At 60.5% G+C, this 20744-nt stretch carries 18 protein-coding genes and 5 tRNA genes; 8 read left to right on the top strand and 15 right to left on the bottom strand.

Features of this window, described 5'->3' with window-relative positions; translation table 11 throughout:
• Window positions 1–38 precede the first annotated feature (38 nt).
• Entirely contained in the window at window positions 39–3317 is a 3279-nt protein-coding gene (locus tag LOY31_RS09960; RefSeq protein ID WP_258713175.1) for a bifunctional diguanylate cyclase/phosphodiesterase, read from the top strand.
• A gap of 46 nt (window positions 3318–3363) precedes the next feature.
• On the opposite strand, the gene LOY31_RS09955 is transcribed toward LOY31_RS09960, so the two are convergent.
• The 10 genes from LOY31_RS09955 to gltX form a co-directional block, all read right to left on the bottom strand.
• On the bottom strand, window positions 3364–3807 hold the full coding sequence (locus LOY31_RS09955; RefSeq protein ID WP_258713174.1) for an Hsp20 family protein: 444 nt from the start codon (window positions 3805–3807) through the stop codon (window positions 3364–3366).
• A 120-nt stretch (window positions 3808–3927) separates the two neighbouring features.
• Window positions 3928–4887, bottom strand: coding sequence for a tRNA-dihydrouridine synthase (locus LOY31_RS09950; protein ID WP_127797474.1), 960 nt, complete (start codon window positions 4885–4887; stop codon window positions 3928–3930).
• 35 nt (window positions 4888–4922) lie between these two features.
• On the bottom strand, window positions 4923–5384 hold the full coding sequence (locus tag LOY31_RS09945) for a thioesterase family protein (RefSeq protein ID WP_011333342.1): 462 nt from the start codon (window positions 5382–5384) through the stop codon (window positions 4923–4925).
• A gap of 47 nt (window positions 5385–5431) precedes the next feature.
• A complete protein-coding gene (locus LOY31_RS09940) occupies window positions 5432–6265 on the bottom strand; it encodes an alpha/beta fold hydrolase (RefSeq protein ID WP_258713173.1) in 834 nt (277 codons plus the stop codon).
• Window positions 6266–6295: 30 nt separating this feature from the next.
• Window positions 6296–6835 carry a TetR/AcrR family transcriptional regulator gene (locus LOY31_RS09935; protein ID WP_007956432.1) on the bottom strand — a complete coding sequence of 180 codons (540 nt, stop codon included), beginning with the start codon at window positions 6833–6835 and terminating at the stop codon, window positions 6296–6298.
• A 183-nt stretch (window positions 6836–7018) separates the two neighbouring features.
• Window positions 7019–7094 (bottom strand) — tRNA-Glu (locus LOY31_RS09930).
• A 78-nt stretch (window positions 7095–7172) separates the two neighbouring features.
• Window positions 7173–7248, bottom strand: a tRNA-Ala gene (locus tag LOY31_RS09925).
• 53 nt (window positions 7249–7301) lie between these two features.
• Window positions 7302–7377: transfer RNA gene (locus tag LOY31_RS09920), tRNA-Glu, on the bottom strand.
• Between the two features lie 79 nt (window positions 7378–7456).
• A tRNA-Ala gene (locus LOY31_RS09915) sits at window positions 7457–7532 on the bottom strand.
• Window positions 7533–7734: 202 nt separating this feature from the next.
• Window positions 7735–9216: a glutamate--tRNA ligase gene (gene gltX, locus LOY31_RS09910; protein ID WP_007956429.1), complete on the bottom strand. Its 1482-nt coding sequence runs from the start codon at window positions 9214–9216 to the stop codon at window positions 7735–7737.
• A gap of 230 nt (window positions 9217–9446) precedes the next feature.
• Here gltX and LOY31_RS09905 point away from each other — a divergent pair, with 230 nt between their 5' ends.
• A complete protein-coding gene (locus tag LOY31_RS09905) occupies window positions 9447–10496 on the top strand; it encodes an HlyD family secretion protein (protein WP_085607876.1) in 1050 nt (349 codons plus the stop codon).
• A gap of 49 nt (window positions 10497–10545) precedes the next feature.
• Window positions 10546–12036: an MDR family MFS transporter gene (locus LOY31_RS09900; RefSeq protein ID WP_258713590.1), complete on the top strand. Its 1491-nt coding sequence runs from the start codon at window positions 10546–10548 to the stop codon at window positions 12034–12036.
• Between the two features lie 60 nt (window positions 12037–12096).
• On the opposite strand, the gene uvrB is transcribed toward LOY31_RS09900, so the two are convergent.
• Window positions 12097–14112, bottom strand: coding sequence for an excinuclease ABC subunit UvrB (gene uvrB, locus LOY31_RS09895; RefSeq protein WP_007956424.1), 2016 nt, complete (start codon window positions 14110–14112; stop codon window positions 12097–12099).
• A gap of 336 nt (window positions 14113–14448) precedes the next feature.
• Here uvrB and LOY31_RS09890 point away from each other — a divergent pair, with 336 nt between their 5' ends.
• Window positions 14449–15645 (top strand): amino acid aminotransferase, encoded by a 1197-nt coding sequence (locus LOY31_RS09890; RefSeq protein ID WP_085607881.1) that lies wholly within the window; start codon window positions 14449–14451, stop codon window positions 15643–15645.
• A 111-nt stretch (window positions 15646–15756) separates the two neighbouring features.
• Complete coding sequence (locus LOY31_RS09885) at window positions 15757–15957, top strand: hypothetical protein (protein ID WP_007956421.1); 201 nt, start codon at window positions 15757–15759, stop codon at window positions 15955–15957.
• Here LOY31_RS09885 and LOY31_RS09880 read toward each other — a convergent pair.
• Window positions 15954–16184, bottom strand: a complete 231-nt coding sequence (locus tag LOY31_RS09880) for a hypothetical protein (protein WP_258713172.1) — start codon at window positions 16182–16184, stop codon at window positions 15954–15956. The two genes, LOY31_RS09885 and LOY31_RS09880, sit on opposite strands and share 4 nt — an antisense overlap.
• Before the next feature lie 228 nt (window positions 16185–16412).
• Between LOY31_RS09880 and LOY31_RS09875 the strand changes: the two genes are divergently transcribed.
• Window positions 16413–16488: transfer RNA gene (locus LOY31_RS09875), tRNA-Asn, on the top strand.
• Window positions 16489–16612: 124 nt separating this feature from the next.
• Here the strand turns inward: LOY31_RS09875 and LOY31_RS09870 are convergent.
• Window positions 16613–18133: a nucleobase:cation symporter-2 family protein gene (locus tag LOY31_RS09870; protein WP_007956419.1), complete on the bottom strand. Its 1521-nt coding sequence runs from the start codon at window positions 18131–18133 to the stop codon at window positions 16613–16615.
• Window positions 18134–18388: 255 nt separating this feature from the next.
• On the opposite strand from LOY31_RS09870, the gene LOY31_RS09865 reads away from it, so the two are divergent.
• Window positions 18389–18673 (top strand): BrnT family toxin, encoded by a 285-nt coding sequence (locus LOY31_RS09865; RefSeq protein ID WP_258713171.1) that lies wholly within the window; start codon window positions 18389–18391, stop codon window positions 18671–18673.
• Between the two features lie 3 nt (window positions 18674–18676).
• Window positions 18677–19006, top strand: coding sequence for a BrnA antitoxin family protein (locus LOY31_RS09860; protein WP_085607883.1), 330 nt, complete (start codon window positions 18677–18679; stop codon window positions 19004–19006).
• Between the two features lie 3 nt (window positions 19007–19009).
• Here LOY31_RS09860 and LOY31_RS09855 read toward each other — a convergent pair whose 3' ends face one another.
• Window positions 19010–19837, bottom strand: a complete 828-nt coding sequence (locus LOY31_RS09855; RefSeq protein WP_258713170.1) for an arylamine N-acetyltransferase — start codon at window positions 19835–19837, stop codon at window positions 19010–19012.
• A gap of 101 nt (window positions 19838–19938) precedes the next feature.
• Window positions 19939–20733: an exodeoxyribonuclease III gene (locus LOY31_RS09850; protein WP_221534634.1), complete on the bottom strand. Its 795-nt coding sequence runs from the start codon at window positions 20731–20733 to the stop codon at window positions 19939–19941.
• Between the last annotated feature and the right edge of the window lie 11 nt (window positions 20734–20744).

Here is a 20744-nt window from a genome sequence, read left to right as displayed (position 1 = left end):
TGTGCCAAACGCCCACATCAGCTCAAGGCTTCTCGACAATGCCGAAATCTGTTGACCGTATTCCGCCGATGCCGCGTATTCAGGCCATTGATCCACGGCGTTCCGAGCAGAGCTGGGAGAGCGCGCCGCAATTGCTCGCGGCGCTCAACGGCGCCCGCCTCGGCGCCTGGTATTGGGACATCGAGCGCGGGCAGATCAGCTGGTCGCGGGGCACTCAGGCCTTGTTCGGCTTCGACCCGCGGCAACCGCTGCCCGAAGACCTGGAATACCTCGACCTGCTGCCGCCGGAAGACCGGGCGAAAACCATCCGCGCCTTTCACGCGGTGATTGCCGGCGCGCCGCTGGAACAGGCGATGCACCACCGCATCCGCTGGCCCGACGGCAGCCTGCACTGGCTGGAAATCAACGGCAGCCTGCTGCCGGACAAACACGGCCGGCCCCGAATGATCGGGGTGATCCGCGAAATCACCCACCAGCGGCAACGGGAACAGGCCCTCAGCAGCTCCGAAAAACGTTTCGCCACGCTGTTTCACCTGTGCCCGAACATGGTGCTGCTGACCCGTCAGGAAGACGGCCTGATCAGCGAGGCCAACCAGTATTTCGAAAGTCTGTTCGGCTGGCCGGTGCAGAGCGCCATCGGTCGCACCACCCTGGAACTGGGCCTGTGGGTGCATCCCGAGCAACGGGCGGAGCTGGTCAAGAAGACCAAGGCCAAGGGCGAACTGATCAGCATGGAGGTGCAGTTCCGCGCCAGCAACGGCCAGATCCACGACGGCATCCTCAGTGCGCAAAAGGTCGAACTCGAAGGCCAGCCGTACCTGCTCAGCACCTTCCTCGACACCACCGAGCGCAAAGCCGCCGAACATGCCCTGAAAGACAGCCAGGAACGCCTCGACCTGGCGCTGGATTCGGCGCAGCTCGGCACCTGGGACTGGCACATTCCCAGCGGCATGCTCTACGGCTCGGCCCGCGCTGCGCAATTACACGGCCTGGAGCCGAAACCGTTCCATGAATCGTTCGAAGAATTTTTCGAGGGCGTCCCCGGCGAAGAGCGCGACAGCATGCGCGATGCCTATCGCAGCCTGCGCGAAGGCCCGGCCGGCAATTATCAGCTGACTTACCGCGTGCAACTGCCGGACGGCAGCTCGCGTTATCTGGAAAGCCGCGCCCGCCTCTATCGTGACGACAACGGCGTGCCGCTGCGGATGGCCGGTACTCTTCTGGACATCACCGATCAGGTCGAACGCGAACAACGGCTGGTGGCTTCGGAAGAGAAATTCGCCACGCTGTTCCAGGTCAGTCCCGACCCGATCTGCGTGACGCGCCAGGAAACCGGGGAATTCATCGAGATCAACTCCAGTTTTTCCCAGACCTTCGGCTGGAGCGCCAGCGATGTGATCGGCCATACCGCCGAAGAAATCGGTCTATGGGACGCCTCGGCGAAAAGCCTGCAACGCATCGAACGGGTGATCCGCGAACAGGGCCTGAGCAATGTCGCGATCATCGTCCAGCACAAGGACGGTCAGTCGCTGACCTGCGTGATTTCCAGCCGCCAGATCAGCGTCGGCAACCAGCCGTGCATTGTCACCACGCTGCGCGACATTACCCAGCAACAGCGCTCGGAAGCGGCGCTCAAGGCCAGCGAAGAGAAATTCGCCAAGGCGTTTCACTCCAGCCCCGACGCGATCACCATCACCGAGCGCGACACCGGGCGCTATCTGGAGGTCAACGACGGTTTCTGCCGCCTCACCGGCTATCGCGCCGACGAAGTGGTGGGCAAAACCGCGTATCAGGTCGGCATCTGGGCCGAAGAAAAACAGCGTTCGGCACTGCTCGCCGAGCTACAGATCAAGGGCCGCGTACATCATCAGGAAATGCTCGGGCGCAACAAGCGCGGCGAGATCCTGACGGTGGAAGTCTCGGTCGAGCCGATCACCCTCAACGAAACCGCGTGCCTGTTGCTGACCGCACGGGACGTCAGCCTGCTGAAGAACGCCGAAGCGCAGATCCGCCACCTGGCCTATCACGACCCGCTGACCAACCTGCCCAACCGCGCACTGTTGATGGACCGCCTGAGCCAGCAGATCGCCCTGCTCAAGCGCCACAATTTGCGCGGTGCGCTGCTGTTTCTCGATCTGGATCACTTCAAGCACATCAACGACTCGCTGGGTCACCCGGTCGGCGACACGGTGCTGAAAATCATCACCGCACGGCTTGAGGCCAGCGTGCGCATGGAAGACACGGTTGCGCGGCTCGGTGGCGATGAGTTCGTGGTGTTGCTCAGCGGTCTGGAGGGGACGCGCAACGAAGTCAGCGCGCAAGTACGCGAGTTGGCCGACACCATTCGCGAGTTGCTGTCGGAGCCGATGTTCCTTGACGGCCAGCGCCTGCAAGTGACACCGAGCATCGGCGTGGCGCTGATTCCCGATCACGGCTCGACCCCGACCGACCTGCTCAAACGCGCCGACATCGCGCTGTACCGCGCCAAGGATTCCGGGCGCAACACCACGCAGATGTATCACAACACCATGCAGAAAGCGGCCAGCGAACGTCTGCGTATGGAGACCGACTTGCGCCTGGCGCTGTCCCGGGGCGAATTCGACGTGCATTACCAACCGCAGATCGACGCCCAGGACAACCGCATCATCGGCGCCGAAGCCCTGGTGCGCTGGAATCACCCGGAACTCGGCGCGCAATCGCCCACCGAATTCATCAAGGTCCTGGAGGACAGCGGGCTGATTCTGGAGGTCGGCACCTGGATCCTCGATGAAGCGTGCGAAGCCTTCAAGCAGTTGATCGCCGAAAAGCTGATCGATCCCCTGGCCTTCAGTCTGTGCGTCAACATCAGCCCTCGGCAGTTCCGCCAGAACGACTTCGTCGAGCGCATCGAGCGCAGCATGAGCAGCCACGGCCTGCCCTGCTCCTTGCTGAAACTGGAAATCACGGAAGGCATCGTCATTCAGAACCTGGAAGACACCATCAGCAAAATGCGTCGCCTGAAAAAACTCGGCGTGAGTTTTGCCATGGACGATTTCGGCACCGGTTATTCATCGCTGACCTATTTGAAACGATTGCCGGTGGATACACTGAAGATCGATCAATCGTTCATCCGCGACGCCACCACCGACCCCAACGACGCCGAAATCATCCGCGCCATCGTCGCCATGGCCCGCAGTCTGGAACTGGAAGTGATCGCCGAAGGCGTGGAAACCCCGGAACAGCTGGCCTTCCTGCAAGGGTTGGGCTGCCATTTGTATCAGGGTTATCTGCACAGTCGGCCGTTGCCGCTGGAGGGGCTGAAGGGATTGCTGGAATGACAGGCACAAAAAAGGGCGCCTTTCGGCGCCCTTCTTCTCGGTCGGCTTATTGCAGAGCCGGCTTCTGCGCCCCATTGATCGGGATGCGCTTGGCTTTCGCCTCTTCCGGGATCACGCGCAACAGGTCGATGCTCAACAGACCGTTGCTCAGGCCAGCGGCCTTGATCTCGATGTGATCGGCCAGGCGGAACGACAACTTGAATGCACGCTGGGCGATGCCCTGGTGCAGGAAAGTGACGCCTTCGTTGGCATCACGCTTGCCGCCACTGATGGTCAGCACACCTTTCTCGACTTGCAGGTCCAGGTCTTCTTCCTGGAAACCGGCCGCCGCCACGACGATGCGGTATTGATCGTCACCGTGTTTTTCAACGTTGTAAGGCGGATAGGTGCTGCCTGGCTCGTTGCGCAGGGCGGTTTCGAACAGGTCGTTGAAACGGTCGAAACCCACCGAGGAACGGAACAGTGGAGCGAGGGAAAATGCGGTACTCATGGTTCAAATCTCCTGAAAACAATCAGCAAGGTTTTTTGTCTCCGCAACCCGAATTCGGCATCGCGTAACCCTTAGATAGGGACCTGCGATTTGTTTTCAAGAGATCGTTTGAAGATTTTTTCAGGCGGCTTCGGCGACCGGCAAACCCAGCAAACGCGAGACCTGATCCGGCTCGGTCTCCCGGCGCAGCACGGTAAACAGCTCGACGGCTTCGGGATAATTGCGGGTCAACATGGCCAGCCATTGCTTCAAACGGCCCGGCGATTGACGTGGCGTCATCTGCGCTTTGGCCTGCAGCCAGAAGTCCTGGATCAGCGGCATCAGTTCGGCCCAGGTCATCTCGACGACTTCCTCGCCGGCACGGGCGGCGGCGATCTGTTTGGCCAGATCCGGGCGCGACACCAGACCGCGACCGAGCATGATGTCTTCCACGCCGCTGATTTCCCGGCAGCGGCGCCAGTCTTCGACGCTCCAGATGTCACCGTTGGCGAACACTGGCACCTTGACCACGTCCTGCACACGCGGAATCCACTCCCAATGCGCCGGCGGCTTGTAGCCGTCGACCTTGGTCCGGGCGTGAACCACGATGTGCTCGGCACCGCCCTCGGCCAGCGCCGTGGCGCAGACCAGCGAGCCGTCCGGGCTGTCGAAACCCAGGCGCATCTTGGCGGTAACCGGAATGTGTGCGGGCACAGCGCGACGGACATGCTCGACGATCTGGTTGAGCAGTTCAGGTTCCTTGAGCAGCACCGCACCACCACGGGATTTGTTGACGGTCTTGGCCGGGCAGCCGAAGTTCAGGTCGATGACTTCAGAACCGAGCTCGCAGGCCAGCGCAGCGTTTTCCGCCAGGCACACCGGGTCGGAACCCAGCAACTGCACGCGCAGTGGCACGCCGGAAGCGGTGCGCGCACCGTTGAGCAGTTCAGGGCCGAACTTGTGGAAATAGGCCGGGGTCAGCAACTGATCGTTGACCCGAATGAACTCGGTCACGCACCAGTCAATACCGCCAACACGGGTCAGGACATCGCGCAGGATGTCGTCGACCAACCCTTCCATCGGCGCCAGAGCAATTTGCATGGGAAACACACACTCAAGGAAAAACGTGCGGCAGTTTACTGGGTTTCGCGGGTTAAACCCATGTCCGCCGTCTGTATGGCCGGGCCGTAGCCTTCGATGAACTCGGCGGGCATGCGCTTGGGCCTGCCGGTGGACAGTTCGATGCAGACGAAGGTGGTCTGGGCGCGCAGCAGCGTGGCGTTGTCGCTGGGGCGAATCAACTGGAAGTGACGGGTCATTTTCAGACGCTGATCCCAATCAACGATCCACGTCGCCAATTGCAGCTCGTCGCCTTCGTAGGCGGCGGCCAGGTAATCGATTTCGTGGCGCACAACGGCCATTGCCCGATCCAGACGCCGATACTCGACCAGATCCAGACCCAGGCGCTGCGAGTGGCGCCAGGCGCAGCGCTCGAGCCAGGTCACGTAGACCGCGTTGTTCGCGTGGCCCAGCCCGTCGATGTCCTCGGCGCCCACTTGCAGATCAATGGTAAACGGCGTTGCCCGATCCCAGCCCATGCCCTACTCCCGGTCAAATGATTCAACCGGGGCAGTGTAACGGATGGCTACGCCGATTGCCGCGCCTGAAGGCTGCGCCCGGCCAGCAGTGATAACACGCCATCAATCACCCGTGGGTCGGCCAGTACGCGCTGGTGACCGCCGGCTTCGAGGCGCAGCAGTCGGCTGTCGAACCAGGATTCGTGGATAAGCTGGGATTCCTTGACCGAGACGAAGGTGTCGTCTTCGGCATGCACGATCAGGCCTGGCATATCCAGTTGATAGTGCGCGACATCAAGGGTGGCGGCGCGCATCCCGACGTCCTGCTCGACTTGCCGAATGAACGCCGAGCGAGCTCTGGGCGGCATGCCGACATAACGGGCAAACCCGTGCAACACCCCGAGAATCCGCGCCGGAGCGGCAATGCTCACGAGGGTTTCGGTGCGCAATCCTAATTGCACAGCCAGCATGGCGCTGGCGCCGCCCATGGAGTGACCGATGACAGCCTGCAACGGAGGCAATTCGGCAGCAGCTTCAAGCATCGCCCGGGCGAACAGCACCACATTGGCTTCACGCCCCGGAGAGCGACCGTGGGCCGGGCCATCAAGCGCGACAACGGTGTAACCCGCTTCAACCAGCGCGGTGATCAACGCGGCAAACTGGGTGGGCCGCCCTTCCCAGCCGTGCATCAGCAAAACAGTCGGGCCTTGCCCCCAGCGCAGGGCCGAAAGACCGAAGCGCAAGGTGATGCGTTCGGATTTCGCCAGCAGCGGCAATTCCCAGTCCCTCGGTTTATTCGCGCGCGGCGTCATGAACGCCAACCGCATTTTGCTCGCCACCAGTTTCGGTGCGAACCAGCCCAAGGTGCCATTAACGCCGCGAACCCACTTCAACGTGCTCATCGCTCTCTCCCCGGGCTTGTAGCCTTCAGGTCAACGCACCGCCGACTTGGCGGCGCGCAGCAATCGATCGGATAAATCACCAGGTCCCAACGCCCTTGAGAGCGCCAGACCACCTACCATCAGGGCCACGTCGGCCAACGCTTTATCGATGTCTTCAGGGCTTGAAGCCAACTGCGCAATCATCAGTTCCAGGTGCTCGTTCAGCGCTATGCGGAATTCTTCCGGCAACCGCCCAAGCTCGCCGATGGAGGCTGGAATCGGGCAGGCCGAATCGCTGGAATCGCGATGCTTGCGCGACAGGTAGAACGCAGCCACCAGGGCGCGGCGCTCTTCACCGGTCAGCTCGCTGTCCATGTCGGCAATCAGGTCGCGACGGCGACCGAGCAATTGCTTGAACGCCTCAAGCATCATGGCGTCCTTGCTTTCGAAGTGTGCGTAGAAGCCACCGACGGTCAGGCCGGCCGCCCCCATCACTTCGCCCACGCTCGGTTCAGCCGGACCGCGCTGGATCAGTGCAGCACTGGCGGCCTTGAGAATGCGTTCGCGGGTTTGAGCTTTCTTGTCGTTCATCGTCGCCTCCGAATATTACGATAGCAATATTATTCTCATAATAATATTCCGCAAGTCACACGCGTGACCGCTGGTCTGAAGCACAGTGTTAAGGAAAAAGAGGATTTGGCCAAACGCCAGACAAACAAAAGGGCCATTCAATAATTGAATGACCCTTATAAAATCCCGCAGAGCGGGTAATCGTGGCGTCCCCTAGGGGACTCGAACCCCTGTTACCGCCGTGAAAGGGCGGTGTCCTAGGCCACTAGACGAAGGGGACACAAACCTTCTATACAACTGATCAGCGCTGAGTACTGATCGATTCAAGGCCGGTGTGGCCAGACCTTGAACTGTAAATTGGTGGAGCTAAGCGGGATCGAACCGCTGACCTCCTGCATGCCATGCAGGCGCTCTCCCAGCTGAGCTATAGCCCCGGATTTTTCGCCTCTCGGCGGAGCGACATCTTGCAACATCGCTTCTGTAAAACTGGCGTCCCCTAGGGGACTCGAACCCCTGTTACCGCCGTGAAAGGGCGGTGTCCTAGGCCACTAGACGAAGGGGACGCAAACCCTTCTATACAACTGATCAACGCTGAGTGTTGATCGTTTCGAAGCCAGTGTGGCCAGGCTTCGAAGTGTAAATTGGTGGAGCTAGACGGGATCGAACCGTCGACCTCTTGCATGCCATGCAAGCGCTCTCCCAGCTGAGCTATAGCCCCTCATCGTTGATGTCATCGCTGAGGACGGGGCGAATCTTAAGGGCGTATCGAAAGGCTGTCAAACTTATTTTTGAAAAATTTCAAAATTTTTTGTCGGCATTACAATCACTTACCGCCCTCCCCCCGTAAATTCGGGGGAAAACACCGAAGGACAGGATCAAAAGATCCTGACCTTCGGCGCGTCCTGCAGAGTCAAACGCAATCAGGCGATGGCGCCCAACAGCTTTTCCCACTCTTTGTTTTCTTTCTTCGACACGCCGCCCAGCAGGTCAATCGCCTGGCGCAGACGGAAACGGGTCAGGTCCGGCCCGAGGATTTCCATCGCATCGAGCACCGACACCGAACTCGCCTGCCCGGTGATCGCGGCAAACATCAGCGGCATCGCATCACGCAGCTTCAGCTCGAGGGATTCGACCACCGCCTGAATCGTCGCGGTGATGCTGTCCTTCTCCCACTGACGCAGACTTTCCAGCTTCCACAGGATCAGTTGCATCAACTGACGAACCTGATCGCCCGAGAGCTTTTTCGATTCGAACAGCTTGGCATCCGGATTCACGCCACCGGCGAAGAAGAACCCGGCCAACGGTGCGACCTGACTGAAAGTCTCAACGCGGCCCTGAACGTGCGGCGCGATCTTCATCATGTATTCGGAATTGAACGCCCACTTCTGTACGCGAGCGGCGAACTCTTCCACCGGCAGATCACGCAGCCACTGGCCGTTGAGCCACGACAGCTTCTCGATATCGAAAATCGGCCCACCCAGCGACACACGCTTGAGATCGAAGTTGTCGACCATTTCCTGCAGCGAGAACTTCTCGCGCTCATCCGGCATCGACCAGCCCATGCGGCCCAGGTAGTTGAGCATCGCCTCAGGCATGAAACCCATGCGCTCGTAGAACGTCACCGAGGTCGGGTTCTTGCGCTTGGACAGCTTGCTCTTGTCCGGGTTACGCAGCAGCGGCATGTAGCACAGCTCCGGTTGTTCCCAGCCGAAGTACTCATAAAGCAGGATCAGTTTCGGCGCCGACGGCAACCATTCTTCGCCGCGCAGCACGTGGGTGATGCCCATCAGGTGATCGTCGACCACGTTGGCCAGGAAGTACGTCGGCAGGCCGTCGGTCTTCATCAGCACTTGCATGTCCATGCGATCCCACGGGATCTCGACGTCGCCACGCAGCATGTCCGGCACCACGCAGACGCCTTCGCTCGGCACTTTCATGCGGATCACGTGCGGCTCGCCGGCAGCCAGTCGACGGGCGACTTCTTCCTTGGACAGCAGCAGTGCACGGCCGTCGTAACGCGGGGTTTCGCCGCGGGCCATTTGCTCGGCGCGCATCTGGTCCAGCTCTTCGGCGGTGCAGAAGCACGGGAAGGCGTGGCCCATGTCGACCAGTTGCTGGCAGTACTTCTGGTAGATGTCGCCGCGCTCGCTCTGACGGTAAGGACCGTGCGGGCCGCCGACGTCCGGGCCTTCGCTCCAGTCGATGCCCAGCCAGCGCAGGGCGTCGAAGATCTGCTGTTCGGACTCGCGGGTCGAACGCAACTGATCGGTGTCTTCGATCCGCAGGATGAACTCACCGCCGTGCTGCTTGGCAAAGCAGTAGTTGAACAGTGCGATGTAAGCGGTACCTACGTGGGGATCCCCGGTAGGCGATGGCGCGATGCGAGTGCGGACGGTGGTCATGGCATGTCTCGAAAAGAATGAAAAGCAAAGAACGATCAAGCGGCGAATGGTAACAGGCGACACCCGCCCCGCTCCAGCGGGCAGGGCATTTAAGCCAAGGTTGCGTCTGTAACGCCCGTTGGCCGCGGTGAATGGCCGAATATCAACAGACGGCATTTACCGTTCATCGGCTGTATGCCAGATTCGCCTGCTGATAACTTTCCTTACAATTCCTCGACTACAGTTTGCCCATGCCTGCCCAACTCAAGCGTCGCCTGTTCATTTTCCTGCTGCTCGTCCTGCTGATAGCCGGGGGCTTTTTTGCTCATTGGTTTTTCAAGGGACGCTTTTATGAAAGCACCGACAACGCCTATGTCCAGGGTGAAATCACCCGCGTGTCGAGCCAGTTGAGCGCACGCATCGACGAAGTCCTGGTGCAGGACAACCAGCACGTGGAAAAAGGCCAGTTGCTGATCCGTCTCGAAGGCGACGACTTCCGCCTCGCCGTCGATCGCGCCAACGCCGCCCTCGCCACTCGCGAAGCCGAACGCCTGCAAGCCCAAAGCAAACTGACCCAGCAAGCCAGCCTGATCGCCGCCAGCGACGCGCAGGTCGCCACTACCCAGGCGACGCTCGGCCGCTCGCAGGTGGATTTGTCGCGGGCAGAAACCCTGCGTAAACCCGGCTACGTCTCCGAGGAACGGGTCACTACCCTCTCCGCCGACGCCCACATCGCCCGCTCGCAAGTGGCCAAGGCCCAGGCCGATGCCCAGAGTCAGCGCCAGCAGGTCAACGCGCTGACCGCCGAAATCAAACGCCTCGATGCGCAGATCGCCAACGCCCGCGCCGACCTCGCCCAGGCCGAACTGAACCTGACCCGCAGCGAAATCCACGCGCCGATCAGCGGTTTGATCGGCCAGCGCGCCGCCCGTAATGGTCAAGTGGTACAGGCCGGCGCCTATCTTTTGTCGATCGTTCCGGACGAAGACATCTGGGTACAGGCCAACTTCAAGGAAACCCAGATCGGCCACATGCAGCCGGGCCAGAAGGCCGAGCTGCTTTTCGATGCCTATGGCGATACGCCGATCGAAGCCCGGGTCGACAGCCTGTTCGCCGCCTCCGGCGCGCAATTCAGCCTGTTGCCGCCGGACAACGCCACCGGCAACTTCACCAAGGTCGTGCAGCGGATTCCGGTGAAACTGACGTTCAAGGCCGATAACCCGCTGCACGGCAAGATCCGTCCGGGCATGTCCGTCACCGCCACCGTGAACATCAAAGACGCCCCTGACAATGGCCGGTGATTCGCTGATCCGCCCGGTCGGCGAACCGACCCGGCGGGACTGGATAGCGGTGATGAGCGTAATGCTCGGCGCCTTCATGGCGGTGCTCGACATCCAGATCACCAACTCGTCGCTCAAGGATATTCAGGGCGCCCTGTCGGCGACCCTGGAAGAAGGCTCGTGGATTTCCACCTCTTATCTGGTGGCGGAAATCATCATGATTCCGCTGACCGCCTGGCTGGTGCAGCTGCTGTCGGCCCGGCGGCTGGCGGTCTGGGTGTCGCTGGGGTTTCTGATTTCTTCGTTGCTGTGCTCGATGGCCTGGAGCCTGGAGAGCATGATCGTCTTTCGCGCCATGCAAGGCTTCACCGGCGGCGCGCTGATCCCGCTGGCGTTCACCCTGACCCTGATCAAACTCCCCGAACATCACCGCGCCAAAGGCATGGCGATGTTCGCCATGACCGCCACCTTTGCCCCGTCCATCGGCCCGACCCTCGGCGGCTGGCTCACGGAAAACTGGGGCTGGGAGTACATCTTCTATATCAACATCCCGCCGGGGCTGATCATGATCGCCGGGCTGATGTACGGGCTGGAGAAGAAAGAAGCGCATTGGGAGTTGCTGAAAAGTACTGACTACACCGGCATTCTCACGCTGGGCGTCGGCCTCGGTTGCCTGCAGGTTTTTCTTGAGGAAGGCCATCGCAAGGACTGGCTGGAATCGAGCCTGATCGTGACGCTGGGCAGCATCGCCCTGCTGAGTCTGATCACCTTCGTGATCGTGCAGATTTCCAAGCCCAATCCGCTGATCAACCTCGGCATCCTGCGCAATCGCAACTTCGGGCTGTCGAGTATTTCAAGTCTCGGCATGGGCGTCGGGCTGTACGGTTCGATCTATCTGCTGCCGCTGTACCTGGCGCAGATCCAGAATTACAACGCCCTGCAGATCGGCGAAGTGATCATGTGGATGGGCGTGCCGCAGCTGTTCCTGATTCCGCTGGTGCCGAAGCTGATGAAATTCGTCTCGCCAAAATGGCTGTGCACGATCGGTTTCGGCCTGTTCGGGCTGGCGAGTTTTTCATCCGGGGTGCTCAACCCTGATTTCGCCGGGCCGCAGTTCAATCAGATCCAGATTATCCGGGCGCTGGGCCAGCCGCTGATCATGGTGACCATCTCGCTGATCGCCACGGCGTACATCCTGCCGCAGGACGCGGGCTCAGCATCAAGCCTGTTCAACATCCTGCGCAACCTCGGTGGCGCCATCGGCATCGCCCTGCTCGCGACGCTGCTGGATGCGCGCACCAAAACCTACTTCGATTACCTGCGCGAAGCTGTGGTGCCGACCAACCCGCAGGTGGCCGAACGCCTGGCGTCGATGACCGATCGGTTCGGCAATGACACGGCGGCGTTGGGCAAGTTGAGCGAGATCGTGCATCAGCAGGCGCTGATCATGGCCTACAACGATGCGTTTCACTTTGTCGGGATTGCGCTGGGGATCAGCATGTTGGCGATTTTGCTGACCAAGAAACTGCCCGCCGGACTGAAGGCCGGCGAGGCGCATTAACCTTGAGCGGACGCAGAGCGTCCAGGGCTGCATTCCCACGCGGAGCGTGGGAACGATCTGTTAAACGGCCAACAAACGCTCACGCAGCTTGGCGATTTCGTCGCGCATCTGTGCTGCCGCTTCGAATTCCAGGTCGCGGGCCAACTGGTACATCTTCTCTTCCAGTTGGCGAATGCGCTTGGTGATCTCGCTCGGCGAGCGCAATTCGGCTTCGTACTTGGCGTTTTCCTCGGCGGCCTTGGCCATGCCTTTGCGCTTCTTGCTGCGCGAACCGGGCACGGTGGCGCCTTCCATGATGTCGGCGACGTCCTTGAAAACGCCCTTCGGCGTGATGCCGTTGGCCAGGTTAAAGGCGATCTGCTTGTCGCGACGGCGCTCGGTTTCGCCAATCGCCCGCTCCATCGAACCGGTGATGCGATCCGCGTAGAGAATCGCCCGGCCATTGAGGTTACGCGCCGCGCGGCCGATGGTCTGGATCAGCGAACGCTCGGAACGCAGGAAGCCTTCCTTGTCCGCGTCGAGAATCGCCACCAGCGAGACTTCCGGCATGTCCAGACCTTCACGCAGCAGGTTGATCCCCACCAGCACATCGAACGTGCCCAAACGCAGGTCGCGGATGATCTCGACCCGCTCGACGGTGTCGATGTCCGAGTGCAGATAACGCACGCGCACGCCGTGATCGGCCAGGTAATCGGTCAAGTCTTCGGCCATGCGCTTGGTCAGCGTGGTGACCAGCACCCGCTCCTCCACCGCCACACGTTTGGTGATTTCCGACAATAGATCGTCGACCTGGGTCAGTGCCGGACGCACTTCAACCTGCGGGTCGACCAGACCGGTCGGGCGCACCACCTGCTCGATCACCCGCCCGGCGTGTTCGGCTTCGTAGTTGCCGGGCGTGGCCGAGACGAAAATCGTCTGTGGGCTCACCCCTTCCCACTCGTCGAAGCGCATCGGCCGGTTGTCCAGCGCCGACGGCAGGCGGAAGCCGTATTCCACGAGGGTTTCCTTGCGCGAACGGTCGCCCTTATACATCGCGCCGACTTGCGGCACGCTGACGTGAGACTCATCGATCACCAGCAAGGCGTCGGCCGGCAGGTAATCGTAGAGCGTCGGCGGCGCTGCGCCAGCCGGACGGCCCGACAGATAGCGCGAGTAGTTTTCGATGCCGTTGCAGTAGCCGAGCTCGAGGATCATCTCCAGGTCGAACCGGGTGCGCTGCTCCAGACGCTGGGCTTCGACCAGTTTGTTGTTGTTGCGCAGGTATTCGAGGCGCTCCTGCAACTCGACCTTGATCCCCTCGATGGCGTCGAGCAAGGTTTCCCGGGGCGTCACGTAGTGACTCTTCGGGTAGAAGGTGAAGCGCGGCAGCTTGCGGATGACTTCGCCGGTCAGCGGGTCGAACGCGGAAATGCTCTCCACTTCGTCATCGAACAGCTCGATACGGATCGCTTCGAGGTCGGATTCCGCCGGGTAGATGTCGATCACATCGCCGCGCACCCGGAAGGTCGCACGGGCGAAATCCATGTCGTTGCGGGTGTATTGCAGGTCGGCCAGGCGCCGCACCAGCGCACGCTGGTCGAGCTTGTCGCCGCGATCGACGTGCAAGACCATTTTCAGATAGGTTTCCGGGCTGCCCAGACCGTAGATGCACGACACCGTGGTGACGATGATCGCGTCCTTGCGCTCGAGCAATGCCTTGGTCGCCGACAGACGCATCTGTTCGATATGGTCGTTGATCGACGCATCCTTCTCGATGAAGGTGTCGGACGACGGCACGTAGGCTTCGGGCTGGTAGTAGTCGTAGTAGGAAACGAAGTACTCGACAGCGTTGTTCGGGAAGAACGACTTGAACTCGCCGTACAACTGCGCGGCCAGGGTCTTGTTTGGCGCCAGCACCAGGGTCGGGCGCTGCACCTGGGCGATCACGTTGGCGATGCTGAAGGTCTTGCCCGACCCGGTCACCCCGAGCAGTGTCTGGTGCGCCAGCCCGGCTTCGATGCCTTCGACCATCTGGCGAATGGCTTCGGGTTGATCGCCGGCGGGGTCGAAACGGGTGACGAGCTGGAATTCAGACATAAACACCTCTGGAATCGCGCCGCTGCGGGCAAACCGCAGCACCACGAGAAAGACCGCAAACGACCGATGTCGCGCAAGGAAAAACGAAGATTGTGCTGAATGTGGAGCCGATTGCCTCGCCTTTCAAGGCAAACGTCCTACATCCGGTAAAGTCTCCGACAGGTTCATTCGACTAACGGTCGAGAAATAATCGGAAAAACTTACCTTAAAAGCCGATTCGCCTGTCGCCATTGATCGATGATGGCCTCTATACTAGCTCCCCGTTTGTGCACCGCTCTAGTGCATTCGGCTGGAGCGCCACACGTCCCTCCACTCTCCATTAGAGCTGCCGCAAAAATGAGCCTGTTCTCCGCTGTCGAAATGGCACCCCGCGATCCAATCCTGGGCCTCAACGAAGCATTCAACGCCGATACCCGGACCAATAAGGTCAACCTCGGGGTGGGTGTGTACTGCAACGAAGAGGGGCGAATTCCACTCCTGCGCGCCGTCATCGAAGCCGAAACCATTCGCGCTGCTCAGCACGCCTCGCGCGGCTACCTGCCAATCGACGGCATCGCGGCCTACGACCAGGCCGTGCAAAAACTGCTGTTCGGCAACGATTCGCCACTGCTGGCCGCTGGCCGCGTTGTCACCACTCAGGCCGTCGGCGGTACCGGCGCACTGAAAATCGGTGCCGACTTCCTCAAGCAACTGCTGCCCAATGCCGTTGTGGCGATCAGCGACCCGAGCTGGGAAAACCACCGCGCGCTGTTCGAAACCGCCGGTTTCCCGGTGCAGAACTACCGTTACTACGACGCCGCCACCCACGACGTGAACCGCGCCGGCCTGCTGGAAGACCTGAACGCCCTGCCGAATGGCTCGATCGTCGTGCTGCACGCCTGCTGCCACAACCCGACCGGCGTCGACCTGAGCCCGGCGGACTGGAACAACGTGCTGGAAGCGGTCAAGGCCAAAGGTCACGTGCCGTTCCTCGACATGGCTTACCAGGGTTTCGGTGACGGCATCGCCGAAGACGCCGCTGCCGTGCGTCTGTTCGCTGAATCCGGCCTGACCTTCTTCGTGTCGAGCTCGTTCTCCAAGTCGTTCTCGCTGTACGGCGAGCGCGTCGGCGCCCTGTCGATCATCAGCGAATCGAAAGAAGAAAGCGCCCGCGTCCTGTCGCAAGTCAAACGCGTGATCCGCACCAACTACTCCAACCCGCCGACCCACGGTGCAAGCGTCGTCGCCGCCGTGCTGAACAGCCCGGAGCTGCGCGCGCAGTGGGAAGACGAACTGGCTGAAATGCGCCTGCGCATTCGTGGCATGCGCGAGCAGATGGTTGCTCTGCTGGCGAAGAAAGCCCCGCAGCGTGACTTCAGCTTCGTCGGCCGTCAGCGCGGCATGTTCTCCTACTCCGGCCTGACCACCGAACAGGTTCACCGCCTGCGCAACGAGTTCGGCATCTACGCCCTGGACACCGGCCGCATCTGCGTCGCCGCGCTGAACCAGAGCAACATCGAAGCCGTGACAGACGCCATCGTTCAGGTCATCTGATCCGGCGCTGCACTGAAAACGGGAAGCCTTCGGGCTTCCCGTTTTTATTTGTCTGAAGAAAAGCCGCCATACCCTCTAGACTGCACCCAAACGATATTTCAGAGAGACGACATGAAAAATGATGACCTGCGCGCCGACCGCGACGATCTGGATGACTTCATCCCCCGCGCCCCGGCCAAGCGCGGAAATAATCTGGTGCTGCAAGTCGCGGCCGGGGTGTTTCTCGGCGGGCTGGCGCTGTGGCTGGTGCAACTGGGCGCGACGATGCTCTACGCCAAACTGATGCTCGGCACCTTCACGTTCGGCGGTTAAGTCAGTTCCGCTGCACGCTGAGTCGCCGCATCGTCATAAACGACGTAGAGCGATTCGGCGATCTGGCTCTTGATGGCCTTGGTGCTTTCCAGGCCGAGGACAAATCCTTCGGCCTTGCCGCCTGCGCGGTTCAGCTCTTCAGCCGTGGCGGCCTGAGTGATCGCGTCGAAAAGCTTTTCGGCGTGTGGGCCGACGCCTTTGGGCAGGCTGATTTGTGCGGTGCTCATGCGAACACCTCGACAGGACGACGGGTGAGGATGGATCTATTCATGGCGCGTACCTTTTCGGCGAATGGCCGGCAGCGCGTGTGACCACTTCCGGGCGGCCATGGTAGACCTCTGCTACGGTTCTGGTAACCGCCAATCGCCGATAGATCGCCGCTCGTCCTGACTTTTCCAACAAATTTACAAGTGGCGCTTGACTAGTCTTTTTAAATCAGTAACATACGCACCAATTCCGCAATAGCTCAGTTGGTAGAGCAAGTGACTGTTAATCACTGGGTCCCTGGTTCGAGTCCAGGTTGTGGAGCCAAATACAGAGCCCCTGAATCGAAAGATTCAGGGGCTTTTTTGTGGGCGCTGAAAAAAGCGGCGCCATAGAAAAAGGGCCGATCAGTTTCGCAACTGATCGGCCCTTTTTCATTCAGCTACAGCGGTCAGACGTGCTCGCTGCTCTTGGCATGTGCCTTCGGTGCGCCATGACCGTGATCCGCATCCGGATCGATCACCGGCACTTCGTTGCCGTCGCAGTCATGCAGCTTGCCGTCGCTGAAGTAGTCGCCTTCACGCAACGCTGCCAGATCGCGATAACGCAGGGTCCGCTCTTCTGCCGCCGCAAACACCGACTGCTGATCCGAGTTACCCGCCGTAAAGTGGTTGAACGCCAGGTTCAGCAGGATCGCCATGATCGCCGACGAACTGATGCCCGAGTGGAAAATGGTCGCGAACCAGCTCGGGAAGTGATCGTAGAAGTTTGGCGCAGCAATCGGGATCATGCCGAAGCCGATCGAGGTGGCGACGATGATCAGGTTGACGTTGTTGCGGTAATCGACCTTGGACAGCGTGCGGATCCCGCTCGCCGCCACGGTGCCGAACAGCACGATACCGGCGCCGCCGAGTACCGACGTCGGCACGGCTGCGATGACCCGGCCCATGAACGGCAGCAGGCCGAGGATCACCAGAAAGATACCGCCGGTCGCCACCACATATCGGCTCTTGATCCCGGTCACCGCCACCAGCCCGACGTTCTGGGCGAAGGCGCTCTGAGTGAACGACCCGAAGATCGGCGCAAACATGCTCGACAGCATGTCCGCCCGCAGACCGTTGCCCAGACGTTTGGAATCGACCTTGGTGCCGATGATTTCACCGACCGCCAGGATGTCCGCCGAGGTTTCGACCAAGGTCACCATGACCACGATGCACATCGACAGGATCGCAGCGAAGTGGAAGGTGGGCATGCCGAAATGGAACGGCGTCGGGAAGCCGAACATCGGGCCCTGGGTGACATTGGAGAAATCTGCCATGCCGAGGAACACCGCCAACACCGTGCCGATCACCATGGCCAACAGGATCGACAGACGCGAGATGGTGGAACTGCCGACCTTGCTCAACAGAAGTACCAGCACCAGCGTGACCGCCGCCAGACCGATGTTCTGCATGCTGCCGAAGTCAGGCGCGTGGCTGTTGCCGCCCATGGCCCAGCGTGCGGCCACCGGCATCAGCGTCAGGCCGATGGTGGTGATCACAATGCCGGTGACCAGTGGCGGGAAGAACTTGGTGATTCGCGAGAACACCGGCGTGATCAGCAAGCCGATCAGCGACGCCGCAATCACCGCGCCGAGCACCGACTGGAAGCCGCCCTCCCCGCCACTGCTGACAATCGCCACCATCGTAGCAACGCCGGAGAACGACACGCCCTGTACCAGCGGCAACTGACAGCCGAAAAACGGTAAACCCAGGGTTTGCAGCAACGTGGCCAGCCCCCCCGCAAACAATGAAGCAGCAATCAACAGACCGATGTCCGCCGGCGAAAGCCCGGCGGCCTGACCGATGATCAGTGGCACCGCGACGATACCGCCATACATGGTCAGAACGTGTTGCAGGCCGTAAGCCATATTCGCGCCGACCCCGAGATTCTCGTCCTCGGGCCGTTGGTGTGAAACATGGGGCGTTTTCATGGTGGGGGAGTTCCCTGGTTTTTGTTATGCGCACACTGTATGCAAGAGTCACGACAAATGTCCATAGACTTGTATACAACTTATCAGTCACATAATGGTTAGCTAGCCACCCAACCTTCTATCCCGCTGCTTTCATCCCCCACAAATCCGGCAACACATCCCCAATCGAGTCCACGTTTTATCCGCCTAGGCTGAAGTGTTCATGGCGACCGACGGCGCGGCCGCACCCTTTTTTATACATATAAAGTATGCATAATGAAGTCATTCAAGATTCAGTTCGACAAAAGCAAGAATGCTGCCAACAAACTCAAGCACAGAGGGATCAGCCTCGCCGAGGCCGAACCGGTCTTCCACGATGAGCGAGCATTGACGATTGAGGATAACGACCATGACGAACAACGCTGGATCAATCTCGGCAACGACGGCAAGGGACGTTTGCTGGTCGTCGTGTACAGCTATCGGGAGCCGAATTTGGTTCGAATCATTTCCGCACGTATCGCTACACCGAGTGAACGTCGCGAATATTTTCTGGAGGTTTGACCCATGAAAGACGAATACGACTTTTCTCAGGGAAAACGCGGCGCATTGGCGTCCAACAAGGGTAAAACGCGCATCACCATCATGCTTGATGATGCGGTCATCGAAGCGGCACGTACGGTCGCCGAAGAGGAAGGGTTTGGCTATCAGACGGTAATCAACAACACCCTGCGCCACGCATTGCTTAACAGCCGTGGTGCAACCGAGGAACTCGAGCATTCCAGCGGGCAATTCAAGCAAGGCATCACCGCCACCGACCTCAAGAGCCTTGAGAAAAAACTGTCGGCGGCCGTGAACGAGATCCGGCGGGTGCTGGAGCCGGAGGCAAAACCTTAGGTTTCAAACCGGCTGAATCAAGCGCGCCAGCGCCAGACGTGCACCGGGCTGGTGCGGCAAGCGCAGGCCGAATTCCCGTTCCAGCAATTCGATCAGTTCATCGACATCCGTCACTTCACGCCGCTCGCTCTCGGCGCCGATGCGGTGGATCGCGAAACTGCCGTTGTTCAACGTACGCCGCCAGCCGTCGCCCGTACGCGCGACCATCAGGCGCTGGGCAAATGGTGAGTCCGGGTGAGTCGAGACGTACCAGTTGCCGAGGGTGTAATCGATGTCTTCCTGGCGTTGCAGGTCGAACAGGTACATCGGCCGCCATTCTCCAGCAACCCTGGCCCGCAGCATGTAGCCATCGGCCTGCACTTCGATCCGATACGGTTCGTGCGGCGTGGATTGCTCGGCGTCGGTATCGAGCACCAGCGGCGCGGTCGGCACCATGCCGCCGAAGCCGACGTCGGTGATGTAGCGCACGCCGTCAATCGTCACCAGGCTCAAGCGGTGGGTGCGCGCCGTCCAGCTGCCCTCGGGCTGATTCATGACCACTCGCCCGCTGATGCCACGAGCATCGAACCCCAGTTCCAGCAGCAACGCCAGAAACAGATTGTTCAGCTCGTAGCAGTAACCGCCCCGGGCGTCATTCAAGACCTTGCGTTCGATGGAGGGCAGATCGATCAGGACGGGTTCGCCACTGAGCGTCGACAGGTTTTCGAATGGAAAGGCGCCGGTATGGCGCAGCTGCAACAGGCGCAGGGTTTCAAGAGTCGGTGCCGGGGGCGCATCGAATCCCAGGCGTTGCAGGTACTGTTGCAGATTCGTCAGGCGTGGCTCGCTCATGGCTGGGTCCTTTTGCATGGGGGCGCGGATCGTTCCGCCGATGGTCGCCATGTATACGGGATCCGGGCATCGAATCGACAATTGAATTAACCAATCACCTGCTAGCGTCTTTTACGCGAATCGATGCGAATCCACGTCGGCGCGTGGTCGCTGGCATGCGGTTCGTTGCGCACCCAGGCATCCACACCGGCCTCGTGCAGATAAGGGCTCAGCGTCGGATTGAGCAGCAGATGGTCGATCCGCAGCCCGGAGTTCTTCTGCCAGTGCTGGCGAAAATAATCCCAGAACGTATAGAGGCGATCTTCGGGATACAAATGCCGCAACGAATCGGTCCAGCCCTGATCCAGCAGGCGCTGATAGCACTCGCGGCTTTGCGGTTGCAACAGCGCATCCTTGAGCCACGAACGGGTGTTGTAGATATCCAGATCGGTGGGCACCACGTTGTAATCGCCGGCCAGCACCACCGGGTGGTCGCTGCTTTGCAGATCCTGGGCGTATTTGATCAGACGCTCGAACCAGGCCAGTTTGTAGTCGAATTTCGGCCCCGGCTGCGGATTGCCATTGGGCAGGTACAGGCACCCCACCAACACCCCGTGCACCGCCGCTTCGAGGTAGCGGCTGTGTTTGTCGTCAGGATCGCCGGGCAGACCGCGCCGGCTCTCCAGCGGTTGCGCATCGCGGGCAAGAATCGCCACGCCGTTCCATGACGCCTGACCGTGCCAGATGGCGCCATAACCGGCGGCCTCCAGATCGGCGGCAGGAAATGCGCTGTCCACCAGTTTCAGCTCCTGCAAGCAGACGATGTCCGGCTGCTCGCGCCTGAGCCATTCCAGCAGGTTCGGCAGTCGGGCCCGCAGGCCGTTGACGTTGAACGTGGCAATGCGCATTTTTTTCATCGTCCGGTTTC

Origin of the sequence: Pseudomonas sp. B21-021 (assembly GCF_024749205.1) — a bacterium.
In the GTDB taxonomy this organism is placed as follows: domain Bacteria; phylum Pseudomonadota; class Gammaproteobacteria; order Pseudomonadales; family Pseudomonadaceae; genus Aquipseudomonas; species Aquipseudomonas paraglycinae.
Note: the sequence above shows the minus strand (reverse complement) of the source record. Positions and strands in the feature narration are given on the sequence as shown.